This window comes from Massilia niastensis DSM 21313, assembly GCF_000382345.1.
Taxonomy (GTDB): domain Bacteria; phylum Pseudomonadota; class Gammaproteobacteria; order Burkholderiales; family Burkholderiaceae_D; genus Telluria; species Telluria niastensis.
The window spans coordinates 1-10,605 of the sequence record NZ_KB908177.1 but is presented as its reverse complement, the minus strand read 5'-3'; the positions used below and the strand labels follow the sequence as shown (position 1 = coordinate 10,605).

Sequence of the window (10,605 nt, the reverse complement as noted above, 5' to 3'; positions counted from 1 at the left end):
GCCCCGGCCAGGCGCCCCTGGCGCAGCGCCTCGGCGAGCGCCATCTCGTCCACGATGCCGCCGCGCGCCGTGTTGATCAGGACCGCGCCCGGCTTCATGGCGCCGATGCGCGCCACGTTCATCAGGCCGCGCGTGGCGTCGGTGAGCGGCACGTGCAGGCTGACGGCGTCGGCCTGCGCGAGCAGTTCGTCCAGGGCGAGGCGCTTGACGCCGGTTTCGTCCCATACCGGTGCATCCCAGGCCAGCATCGGGTCGTAGGCGACGACCCGCATCCCGAGCCCCTTGGCCAGTCGCGCGGTCAGGCGGCCGATGCCGCCGAAGCCGACCAGGCCGAGCGTCTTGCCGCCGGTTTCCCGTCCCTCGGACAGCCTGGTCCGGGGCCAGGCGCCGTCGGCCACCGCCTCGCTTGCTAGGAAAGCGCCGCGCAGCAGCAGCATGCTGCAGGCGATCACGTACTCGGCCACCGCCAGGGCGTTGGCGCCGGTGGCCGGAATCACGGTCACCTTGCGCGCCTCGCAGGCCGGCACGTCGATGTTGTCCAGCCCCACCCCGAGGCGGCCGACCACCTTGATCCGCGGCGCGGCGTCCAGCAGCTCGGCATCGACCTGGGTGCGGTTGCGCACGATCAGCGCCTGGGCTTTTGCCAGCAGTTGCTCCAGTTCGGCGCGCCGGTCGACCAGGGCCGGGTCGTATACCACCTCGAAGCGCTGGCGCAGGCTGTCCACCGCCGCCTCGTCCATGAACTCGCAGATCACGATCTTCATTCCGGTCTCCCTCACGATTGCATGCCCCATTTTCGCACCGTGGCGTTCTCGATGGTGCGGAATACCAGGTTCTCCACCACCAGGCCGATCAGGATCACGGTCAGCAGGCCGGCGAACACGTTCGGGATCTCGAGCATGTTCTTGTTCTCGTAGATGAACCAGCCAAGGCCGCCCGAACCCGAGCTCACGCCGAACACCAGCTCGGACGCGATCAGGGTGCGCCAGGCGAAGGCCCAGCCGATCTTGAGGCCGGTGAGGATGCTCGGGAACGCGGCCGGGATCAGGATCTTGGTCACGTAGGAGAAGCCGCCCAGGCCGTAGTTGCGGCCGACCATGCGCATGGTGTTGGACACCGCCAGGAAGCCCGAGTGGGTGTTGAGCGCGACCGCCCACAGCACCGAGTGCACCAGCACGAACACCAGGCTGCCGTTGCCCAGGCCGAACCAGATCAGGGCGATCGGCAGCAGCGCGATCGCCGGCAGCGGATTGAACATCGAGGTCAGGGTCTCGAGGAAGTCGGTGCCGATCTTGGAGGCGATGCCGATCGCGGTCAGCAGCGCGGCGAGCGCGATGCCGGTCCAGTAGCCGATCAGCAGCACCTTGAGCGAGGCCCACACCTTGATGACCAGTTCACCGCTGGCAACGCCCTTGAAGAAGGCATCGGTGGTCGCGACGAAGGTCGGGAACAGCAGCTCGTTGTTCAGCATGCGGGCGCCGACTTCCCACAGCACCATCAGGAACACCAGGATCGCCGTCTTGCGCACGACGCTGTAGTTGTACAGCTTCTCGAAGGTCGACAGCGGCTTTTCGACGACGCCGAAGGCCGAGGAATCGAGCGTCTCGCGGTGGATGGACGGGCGGGGCCAGAGAACGGCATCCTTAGACATGTTGTACCTCCTTGTCTTCGACTTCGTCTGAGAACAGCATATGGTGGATCTCGTTTTCCAGCTCCTTGGCCGCCTTCGGGTCCAGTTCGTCGCGCGGAACGCTGGCCAGCTCGGCCTTCACCTGGCCGGGGTGGGGCGAGAGCAGCAGGATCCGGCTGCCGCACTTGATCGCCTCGGGAATCGAGTGGGTCACGAACAGCACGGTGAAGTGGGTCTCGTCCCACAGCTGCAGCAGCTCGTCCTGCATCTTGCGGCGGGTGAGGGCGTCGAGCGCGGCGTAGGGTTCGTCCATCAGCAGCACGTCCGGCTCCATCGCCATGCCGCGCGCGATCGCCACCCGCTGTTTCATGCCGCCGGACAGCATGTGCGGATGGTGGTTGGCGAACTTGTCCAGCTTCACCTTCTCGATGTACTGCATGGCCTTTTCCTCCGCCGCCTTGCCTTTCAGCTTGCCGGACGAGAGCAGCGGGAACATCACGTTCTCCTTGACCGTCTTCCAGGGCAGCAGCTGGTCGAACTCCTGGAACACCATCATGCGGTCCGGGCCCGGGCGGCACACCAGCTTGTCCTTCAGCCGGATCTCGCCCTCGGTGGGGTTGAGGTAGCCGCCGATGGCCTTGAGCAGGGTGCTCTTGCCGCAGCCCGAAGGGCCGAGCAGCACGTAGCGGTCCGATTTGAACACCTGGAAGTTGACGCGGTAGGTCGCCGTCACCAGGTGGGCCTTGGTCTTGTATTGCAGCGTGACGTCGCGCACGTCGAGTAACGGCGCTGGTTGCAGGGTGTGCATCATGTCCATGGCTTCCTTCCTTTTGCTCTTGCCGAGAAATGCTCGTGAAGTGCTCGTGTTCGGTACGCCAGGCGCCTGTCAGCTGCCCGGAAGGTTGTGCGCGTTGGGGAAGAACATGTCCTTCCAGGACGCCGGCTTGACCTTGATCGAGCCGGTCTTGTACATGAAGTCGACGTACTTGCCGACGTTCTGCGGGGTGGTGGTGTAGACCACGTTCGGATCGTTGAGCATCTTCAGGATGTCGTCGACGCTGTCCTTGTCCTTGGCGATCCGCAGGTAGCTTTCGGCCGCCCACTTCTTGTCCTTGTTGATCATCGCGATCGCCTCGTCGAGCGCCTTGACGAAGGCGCCGTAGACCTTGGGATTGGCGTCGCGGAACTTCGAGGTCGCCCATACCAGGTTGAAGGTGGCCGGGCCGCCCAGCACCTGGTAGGAGTCGAGCACCTTGCGGATGCCCTGCTGTTCCAGCTGCTGGTACTGGAAGGGCGGCGCGCTGAACTGCGCGGTCACTTCGCTGTTGGGCGAGAGCAGGGCCGCCTGGCCGTCCGGGTGGCTCATCGAGACGGTGAACTTGTCGAGCTGGTTCTGCTGGCCGTCGCCGAAGGCCTGGGCGGCGGCCATCTGCAGGGTCACCGCCTGGATCGAGACCTTCACCGCGGGCAGCGCGATCTTGTCCTTGCCGCTGAGGTCCTTGATGGTCTTGACGTTCGGGTTGCGGGTGTTCAGGTAGAGCGGCATGGAATTCAGGGCCGCCACCGCCTTCACGCCGTAGTTCGTCTGCGTCTTGGCCCACAGCGTGACCAGGGGCGCCACGCCGCCGGCGGCGAAGTGCAGGCTGTCCGACAGCAGGGCGTCGTTCATCACGTTACCGCCCGCGAACTTGGCCCACGAGACCTTGAGGTTGGGGATGCCGGCGGCGGTCGCGTGTTTCTCGACCAGCTTCTGTTCTTCCATGATCATCAGCGGCAGGTAGCTGATTCCGTACTGCTCCGCGATCTTCAGTTCGGCGACTTCCGCGCGGCTGGCCAGGGAGGTGGTCAACAGCACGGCGCCGGCGGCATACGACAGGATGGATCTGAATTGCATGGATGTCTCCTCCAAGAGTGTGTCGGGGGCCCTGCTTTTGGCGCAGTGGTTGTTGTTGCTACCCCGGTGAATGCTGTGTCGGTGTACCTCTTAACGCAAATTCGAGAGTTCATACTAGCCTAAGTTACACCGCAATTCAACTAGATGACCTGAATGAATTGGCTATTTTTTGATATATTTTTGCTCTTGCCGGCGGGCTCGGGTTCACACGGTCGCCGGCGCGGCTTCTTCCTCCAGGATGGTCTGTCCCGGCCGCACGCGCTCGAAGCGCACCGGTTCGCGCGCCAGGGTGAGCGCTTCCTGCTCGATGCGCGCCACCGTGAAGCTGGAGGCGTGCAGGTCGCCGGCCTGCGGGAAGTCCTCGCGGAAGTGGGCGCCGCGCGAATCCTCGCGCAGCAGGGCGGCGGCGGCGATCACCTGGCTCACCGCGATCAGGTTGCGCAGGTTCATCCAGTCGTGCCAGCTCAGCGCGTAGGCGCGGTCGCCGTCCGGAATGCCGGTGCGCAGCAGCTGCGCCTCCAGCGCCGCCAGCCGCGCCTGGGCGCGCTGCAGGCCTTCGGCGGTGCGCAGGATGCCCACGTCGCTCCACATGCAGTCGTACAGCGCCTCGCGGATCGCCTCCAGCTTGCCGGCCGGCTGGGCGAACGGCGCCTCGTGGGCGGCGATGCTGCGCGCGATGGCGCCTTCGTCCGGCGCGCGGAAACCCGGGTTGCGCGCGGTCCACGCGGCCATGCTCTCGCCGGCGATGCCGCCGAACACGGTGGAGTTGGCCACGCCGTTGCCGCCCAGCCGGTTGGCGCCGTGCACGCCGCCGGTATCCTCGCCGGCCGCGAACAGGCCGTGCAGGTGGGTAGTACAGTCGGGCCGGAACACGACCCCGCCCATCATGTAGTGGGCGGTCGGCACCACCTCGACCTTCCCGCCGGCCAGGTCGAAGCCGCAGTCGCCGCAGCGCTCGACCATGCCCTTGAACTGCTTGCGCACCTTGTCGACGCCCAGGTGCGCCATCTGGATGTAGACCCCGCCATTGGGCGTGGTGCGGCCGGCGCGCATTTCCGAGTAAATCCCGCGCGACACGATGTCGCGGGTGGCGCGCTCGCCGCGCGGATCGTAGTTGTGCATGAAGCGTTCGCCCTGGCCGTTGACCAGCCAGCCGCCGGCGCCGCGCAGGCCTTCCTCGAGCACGGTGCCGGTCATGCGGGTATGGGTGCCGGCCAGCAGGCCGGTCGGGTGGAACTGCACCATCTCCATGTCGCGCAGCGGCAGCCCGGCGCGCAGCGCCATCGCCAGGCCGTCGCAGCTCTTGTCGCCGGAAGGCGTGTGGAACTTGTACATGGTCGGGCCGCCGCCGGTGGCCAGCAGCACCGACTTGGCCTGCACGAAGACGAATTCGCCGCTGCGCATGTCGATCATCAGCACGCCCGCCAGCGCGGCGCCGTCCGCGGTCCTGATCAGCTCGACCGCGCGGTGCTCTTCCAGGCGCTGGATGCCGCGCGCCCACACCTGTTCCGCCAGCCGGTTGATGATCTCGATGCCGGTCAGGTCGCCCTTGTGCACGGTGCGGTCGAAGGTCTGGCCGGCGAAGGCCTTCTGGTGCACGGTGCCGTCCGGGTTGCGGTCGAAGAAGCAGCCAAGTTCGTTTTCCAGCTCCTGGATGCGCTCCACCGCCTTGGTCACCAGGGTCCAGGCCAGTTCCTGGTTGGCCAGCCACTTGCTGCCTTCGATGGTGTCCATGAAGTGGCGCTCGACCGAGTCGCCCTTGGCCAGCGCCACGTTGTAGCCGCCCTGGACCATGCGGGTGCAGCCGCACTTGCCGAGCAGGCCCTTGACCGCGACCGTGATCGACAGCGCCGGATTGGCCTGGTGCGCGTGCAGGGCCGCGAACAGGCCGGCGCCGCCCGAGCCGAGGATCAGGATGTCGGTCTGGATGCGTTTGATCTGGTTCATTTCATCACTCCCAGGCTGGCCAGCACGTCGGCGCGGCGCGCCTCGACCTCGGCCTTGATCTCGGTGTACAGGCTGCCACCATGGCTGTCCATCGCCACCAGCAGCGGGCCGAAGTGGCGGATGCGGAACTTCCACAGCGATTCGGGGTTCAGGTCGTCCAGGTCGACGTCCTCGATCTGCTCGATCCAGGTGGTCTCGAGCGCCGCGGTGCCGCCGACGATCGCCAGGTAGGCGCCGCCCAGGTCGCGGAAGGCGTCCAGCGAGCCTTCGCGCATGCCGCCCTTGCCGACGATCAGGCGCACGCCGAGGCCTTCCATCAGCGGGCGCGTGAAGCGCTCCATGCGGTCCGAGGTGGTGGTGCCGATGCAGATCGGCTGGTAGCCGGCCGGGTAGGCGTCGCTCCGCTCGACCTTGCGCACGTTCGGCGCGGTATGGATCACGGCATGGCCGCGCAGGTCGAAGCGGGTAGTGCGGCCGCGGTCGAGCATGTGGATCTGGGTGGCGTCGCGGATGCCGAACAGGGTGGTCTCGAGCGTGACGGTGTCGTTGACGCGCAGTTGCCGGACCTGCTCTTCGGTCACCGGCGTGGAGAGTTCGTAGTGGGCCATGGTCGTCTCCCTGTCAGTAACCGTAAATGAGGCCGTCCGGCGTGAAGGTCGCGCGCGCCCGGCGCGCGGAGTGGCACTGCATGTTGACGGCGACCGGGTTCATGGTGATGTGGGTGGCGGCCAGTTCGATGTGCACGGCAAACGCGGTGGAGTCGCCGCCCAGTCCCTGCGGGCCGACGCCGAGGCGGTTGACCGCGGCCGACAGCTCTTCTTCCAGCTTCGCGCCTTCCGGATCGCCGCAGCGGCTGCTCAGCGGGCGGATCGCGGCGCGCTTGGCCAGCGCCACGCACAGGTCCGAGGTGCCGCCGATGCCGACGCCGACCACGGTCGGCGGACAGGTCTTGCCGCCGGCGTTGATCACGGAATCGATGACGAAGGCCTTGACCGCGGCGATGCCTTCGGCGGGAATCGCCATCTTCAGGAAGGAGTTGTTTTCCGAGCCGCTGCCCTTCGGCACCATCAGGATGTCGAGTTCATGCGGCTTGTCGCTGAAGTCGATGTGGATGACCGGCACCTCGGTCCCGCACGAGGTATGCTCGTTCCTGCGGGTGATCGGGTGCACGACCGAGGAGCGCAGCGGATGCTCGCGGGTGGCGCGTTCGCAGCCCTTGCGGATGGCCGCCTTCAGCGCGTAACCGTCGACGTCGACGCCGCGCCCGATGGTCACGTTATAGATGGGGACGCCGGTATCCTGGCACAGCAGGTTCTCGTTCTCCTCGGCCACCTGGATGTTCTGCACCATGGTGGCCAGGATGCCCTGGGCGCGCGGCCGGGTCTCGGTCTCGGTGAGGCGGGCGAAGCCACCCTTGATATCGGGCGGCAGCATCTTGAGCGCCCGGATGTAGAGTTCCTTGGCGGCCTCCTCGACGGCCGGCAGATCGATGTTCATGGCGTGTGGTCCTTTCATGTCGGGCTAACGATGGCTGGTCAGAAGACCAGCGCGAGGGCGAAGGCCATGCTGGTCATGGTGGCGAATCCGGCGGTGCCGGCGATCCAGTTCTTGCGCAGGCCGCTCCAGGTGCCGAATTCGATCAGCATCAGGCGCACGCCGCCGGCCGTGTGGGCGGCCAGCAGCAGCACCAGGCCCCATTCGGCAAACTTGAACAGCGGCTGGTCGGTGAAGCGAAGGAAGCCTTCGAGCTTCGCCTCGCCCTGGATCGCATGGCCCAGCGCCCAGAAGTGCACCGGCAGGAACAGGGCCAGCGCGATGCCGGCGACGCGGTTGACCATGAAGGCCCAGTAGGCCGGATGGTTGCGGGCGCGATAGTCGTTGGTGCGCTTGTTTGTATGGTTCATGCCAGTACCACTCCATAGACGGAGCGCAGCCCCAGCACCAGCAGGAGCAGCGCGAACAAACCCGCGGCCAGGCGGATCGCCGGCTCGCGCCAGTGCAGCGCCTCGCGCATGATGCGCGCCAGCCCGATCGGCACGTGCACGGCGCAGGCCAGCACGAAGACCGTGTAGAACAGGCCGAAGGTCCAGCTGCCGTGGGTGCGCGCCAGGATCTCGGCGCCGGACAGCCCGCCGCGCACCGCGTAGATGATGATGGCCAGGTGGACCAGCACGCAGAAAGTCAGCACCATGGCGCTGAGGCGCTGCCAGTACCAGAGCCGGATTTCGGTGATGGTGTCGCTCATTTTTCCCTCCGCAGGGCCATGATCGACAGGCGCTTGAGGCCGGAGATGGCGGCGGTCGGCGCCAGCTGCTTGGGACAGCGCTCGGTGCACGAGCCCTGGGTGTGGCAGGCGTGGCAGCCGGCGTCGCCCGCCACCGCGAGCAGGCGCTCGTCGCGTTCCACGTCGCGCACGTCGTTGACCAGGGTCCAGGCCCGGTTCAGGGCGGCCGGGCCGAGGAATTCGGGGCGCCAGCTCACCACGTCGCAGGAGGAATAGCAGATCGCGCAGCCGATGCATTCGATGCCGGCGTCGGCCGCGCGCCGCTCCTTCGAGTCGGGCTTGATCAGGGCGAAGTCCTGGTGGCGGGTGCGCTCGCCCTTGAAGCGTCCCTTGGCGCGCGCCCATTTGTCGAAGAACTCGGTCATGTCGGCCACCAGGTCCTTGATGACCGGCAGGTTGGACAGGGGAGCCAGCTCCAGCCTGCCTTCCTTCGCGACCTTGGACACGTGGGTGCGGCAGGTCCAGCGCGCCTTGCCGTTGACGCTCATGGCGCAGGAGCCGCACATCCCGACCCGGCACGCGTAGCGGTAGCTCAGGCCGGGGTCGATGTTGCGCTGGATATGGGTCACCACGTCGAGCACGGTCTGGCTCTCGAGCCGGGGTACCTCGTAGGTGACGAACTCGCCGCTTTCCCTGCCTCGCCAAACCTTTACTTCAAGCTTCTCATTCATCTAGATCACCTTGATAATCTGCTTAAAAATTCAGCTTTGATAAGTCATTGTCGAGGACTTCTCCTACAAAATAAAGCTAATCTTTATTTGTATGAGATAAAGGAATTCTTTACTATTCCCTGCATCGATCAATCCTCCGGACACCACGCACATGGCCTCGATCCGCAGCTTCAGGACCTTCCTTTCCGTCGCCAGGCATGGCAGCTTTGCCGCGGCGGGAAAGGAGATCGGATTGACCGCCGCCGCCGTCGGCCTGCAGGTGCGCGCGCTGGAGGAAGAGCTGAACCAGGTGCTGTTCGATCGGGGTCCGCGCTCGGTAGTCCTGAATACGGCGGGGCGCAAGGCGGTGCCGCAAATAGAAGACCTGCTGGCGCGCTTCGAGGCGCTGGCGAACCCGGAAAGCCAGGACGAGCTGTCCGGCAGGGTGGTGATGGGGGCGCTGGTCTCGACGCTGATGGGCGCCTTCGCCGACGCGCTGTGGACGCTCAAGCAGCGGTATCCGGCGCTCAAGGTCCAGCTGTTCGCCGGCCTGTCGAGCGACTTCGTGCACCAGGTGGAGCGCGGCGAGCTCGATGCCGCGATCGTCACCCAGCCGCCGCGCGCGCTGGCGTCGAGCCTGGTGTGGACGCCGCTCTACAACGAACCGATGGTGCTGGTCGTGCCGCGCCGTCCGCACTTCGACCTGCCCGGCAAACCGCTCGATGCGCTGCGCGAGGCGCCTTTCATCCGCTTCGACCGCCATACCTGGACCGGGCACCTGGTGGATGGGGTGCTGGCGGAGTGCGGCGTGAGCGCGCGCGACGAGCTGGAACTGAACTCGGTGGAGGCCATCGTGGAGATCGTGCGCCAGGGATTCGGCATTTCGATCGTGCCGCAGCTGGCGAATGCGCACTGGGAGAACGACGAGGCGCTGCGGGTGATCAGGCTGCGCGGGGTGAGCGTGGAGCGCTGCGTGGGGCTGGTGGAGCGGACGCGCCACAGCCGGATGGCGTTCACGGCGGCCATCAAGGAGTATTTCGCGGGCAGGCCGGTGCGGGTGAGGCAGGGATAATCCGGGAACGCAAGAGCGTCATTCCCGCCACCGGCGGGAATGACGCTTCGGCTATGGGGAGCGGGTCAGGCGCTTTCGTACAGTCGGGTCAGCACGAACTCGCGGTGACCCAGCGCCTCGGCAGCCGTCAGGCGGCCATTGGCCGTGCGCAGCATGCACTCGAGCAGCTTGTCGCCCGCCCCATCCATGTTGATCTCGCGCTGCAGCAGGCCCGAGGTATCGACGTCGATGTGCTCTTCCATCACGCGCACCGTCTTCGGATTGGCGCAGATCTTGATCACCGGGAGGATCGGATTGCCGATCACATTGCCCTGGCCGGTGGGGAAGAAGTGCACCGCATAGCCGGAGGCCGCGCACAGGGTCACCATCTCGGCCGCGGCCGACGACGAATCCATGAACCACAACCCCGGCCCGGTCGGCGTCTCGGCCTTGTCCAGCACCCCGTCGACCTGGCATTTCTTGCCGATCTTCTGGATGTTGCCCAGCGCTTTTTCCTCGATCGTGGTCAGGCCGCCGGCGATATTGCCCTTGGTCGGCTGCGAATCCGACAGGTCGGAGGTCTTGTAGCGGTTGATCATGTCCTGGTAGCGGTTGAACATGGTCATGAATTGTTCCTTCACATCCGGCGTGGCGCAGCGCGCCGCCACCAGGTGCTCGCCGCCGGTCAGCTCGGAGGTTTCGCCGAACACCAGGGTCGCGCCCACCTCGTACAGCTTGTCGAAGGCATTGCCCACGGTCGGGTTGGCGCCGCAGCCTGAGGTGGTGTCGGACTCGCCGCACTTGGTCGAGACCCACAGCTCGCTGATATTGCACTCCTCGCGCTGCTTTTCGGAGGCGAACTGCACCATCTGGCGCGCCGCCTTGGAGGCGCGGTAGATCGTGTCATGGTCGCCATGCCCTTCGATGGCGAAACCCTGCACCGGCTTGCCGGTCTTGGCGATGCCGTCGACGATGAGCTGGGTCCATTGCGGCTCGATGCCGATCACGATCACGGCCGCCACGTTGGGGTTGGCGCCGGTACCGATCATGGTGCGGAAGTGCAGTTCCAGGTCGGCGCCGAACTGCAGGCGGCCGTACGGGTGGGGCAGGGCCATGGTGCCCTTGATGTTGTTCGCCACTGCCTCGGCG

At 66.2% G+C, this 10,605-nt stretch carries 11 protein-coding genes and 1 pseudogene; 1 reads left to right on the top strand and 11 read right to left on the bottom strand.

Annotated elements, in window-relative coordinates:
• The 10 genes and pseudogenes from H162_RS0128925 to H162_RS0128880 all read right to left on the bottom strand — a co-directional run.
• Nucleotides 1-764, bottom strand: a 764-nt coding sequence (locus tag H162_RS0128925) for an NAD(P)-dependent oxidoreductase (RefSeq protein WP_020656966.1), incomplete at its 3' end; no start/stop codon positions are given.
• An 11-nt stretch (nucleotides 765-775) separates the two neighbouring features.
• The gene (locus H162_RS0128920; protein ID WP_020656965.1) at nucleotides 776-1,651 is read right to left on the bottom strand and encodes an ABC transporter permease; all 876 of its coding nucleotides are present in this window, start codon (nucleotides 1,649-1,651) and stop codon (nucleotides 776-778) included.
• Entirely contained in the window at nucleotides 1,644-2,447 is an 804-nt protein-coding gene (locus H162_RS0128915; RefSeq protein WP_020656964.1) for an ABC transporter ATP-binding protein, read from the bottom strand. Before H162_RS0128915 ends, H162_RS0128920 begins: the two co-directional genes overlap by 8 nt.
• Before the next feature lie 69 nt (nucleotides 2,448-2,516).
• Complete coding sequence (locus H162_RS0128910; protein ID WP_020656963.1) at nucleotides 2,517-3,524, bottom strand: ABC transporter substrate-binding protein; 1,008 nt, start codon at nucleotides 3,522-3,524, stop codon at nucleotides 2,517-2,519.
• Between the two features lie 204 nt (nucleotides 3,525-3,728).
• A complete protein-coding gene (locus H162_RS0128905) occupies nucleotides 3,729-5,471 on the bottom strand; it encodes an L-aspartate oxidase (RefSeq protein ID WP_020656962.1) in 1,743 nt (580 codons plus the stop codon).
• Nucleotides 5,468-6,082 (bottom strand): annotated as a pseudogene (locus tag H162_RS0128900) (fumarate hydratase C-terminal domain-containing protein); the annotation flags it as partial. The pseudogene H162_RS0128900 and the gene H162_RS0128905, both read right to left, overlap by 4 nt.
• Before the next feature lie 10 nt (nucleotides 6,083-6,092).
• The gene (locus tag H162_RS0128895; RefSeq protein WP_020656960.1) at nucleotides 6,093-6,968 is read right to left on the bottom strand and encodes a fumarate hydratase; all 876 of its coding nucleotides are present in this window, start codon (nucleotides 6,966-6,968) and stop codon (nucleotides 6,093-6,095) included.
• Nucleotides 6,969-7,006: 38 nt separating this feature from the next.
• On the bottom strand, nucleotides 7,007-7,375 hold the full coding sequence (sdhC, locus tag H162_RS0128890) for a succinate dehydrogenase, cytochrome b556 subunit (protein WP_020656959.1): 369 nt from the start codon (nucleotides 7,373-7,375) through the stop codon (nucleotides 7,007-7,009).
• Complete coding sequence (locus H162_RS0128885) at nucleotides 7,372-7,716, bottom strand: succinate dehydrogenase/fumarate reductase transmembrane subunit (RefSeq protein ID WP_020656958.1); 345 nt, start codon at nucleotides 7,714-7,716, stop codon at nucleotides 7,372-7,374. Before H162_RS0128885 ends, sdhC begins: the two co-directional genes overlap by 4 nt.
• The gene (locus H162_RS0128880; RefSeq protein WP_026355242.1) at nucleotides 7,713-8,426 is read right to left on the bottom strand and encodes a succinate dehydrogenase/fumarate reductase iron-sulfur subunit; all 714 of its coding nucleotides are present in this window, start codon (nucleotides 8,424-8,426) and stop codon (nucleotides 7,713-7,715) included. The genes H162_RS0128885 and H162_RS0128880 overlap by 4 nt, the downstream gene beginning before the upstream one ends.
• 151 nt (nucleotides 8,427-8,577) lie before the next feature.
• Here H162_RS0128880 and H162_RS0128875 point away from each other — a divergent pair, with 151 nt between their 5' ends.
• A complete protein-coding gene (locus H162_RS0128875) occupies nucleotides 8,578-9,477 on the top strand; it encodes a LysR family transcriptional regulator (protein ID WP_020656956.1) in 900 nt (299 codons plus the stop codon).
• A 65-nt stretch (nucleotides 9,478-9,542) separates the two neighbouring features.
• Here H162_RS0128875 and H162_RS0128870 read toward each other — a convergent pair.
• Nucleotides 9,543-10,605, bottom strand: a 1,063-nt coding sequence (locus H162_RS0128870) for a UxaA family hydrolase (protein WP_020656955.1), incomplete at its 5' end; no start/stop codon positions are given.

Excerpts from the sequence above, each read along its gene's own strand:
- H162_RS0128920 (WP_020656965.1), bottom strand. The coding sequence starts at position 1,651 with ATGTCTAAGGATGCCGTTCTCTGGCCCCGCCCGTCCATCCACCGCGAG.
- H162_RS0128915 (WP_020656964.1), bottom strand. The coding sequence starts at position 2,447 with ATGGACATGATGCACACCCTGCAACCAGCGCCGTTACTCGACGTGCGC.
- H162_RS0128910 (WP_020656963.1), bottom strand. The coding sequence starts at position 3,524 with ATGCAATTCAGATCCATCCTGTCGTATGCCGCCGGCGCCGTGCTGTTG.
- H162_RS0128905 (WP_020656962.1), bottom strand. The coding sequence starts at position 5,471 with ATGAACCAGATCAAACGCATCCAGACCGACATCCTGATCCTCGGCTCG.
- H162_RS0128895 (WP_020656960.1), bottom strand. The coding sequence starts at position 6,968 with ATGAACATCGATCTGCCGGCCGTCGAGGAGGCCGCCAAGGAACTCTAC.
- sdhC (WP_020656959.1), bottom strand. The coding sequence starts at position 7,375 with ATGAACCATACAAACAAGCGCACCAACGACTATCGCGCCCGCAACCAT.
- H162_RS0128885 (WP_020656958.1), bottom strand. The coding sequence starts at position 7,716 with ATGAGCGACACCATCACCGAAATCCGGCTCTGGTACTGGCAGCGCCTC.
- H162_RS0128880 (WP_026355242.1), bottom strand. The coding sequence starts at position 8,426 with ATGAATGAGAAGCTTGAAGTAAAGGTTTGGCGAGGCAGGGAAAGCGGC.
- H162_RS0128875 (WP_020656956.1), top strand. The coding sequence starts at position 8,578 with ATGGCCTCGATCCGCAGCTTCAGGACCTTCCTTTCCGTCGCCAGGCAT.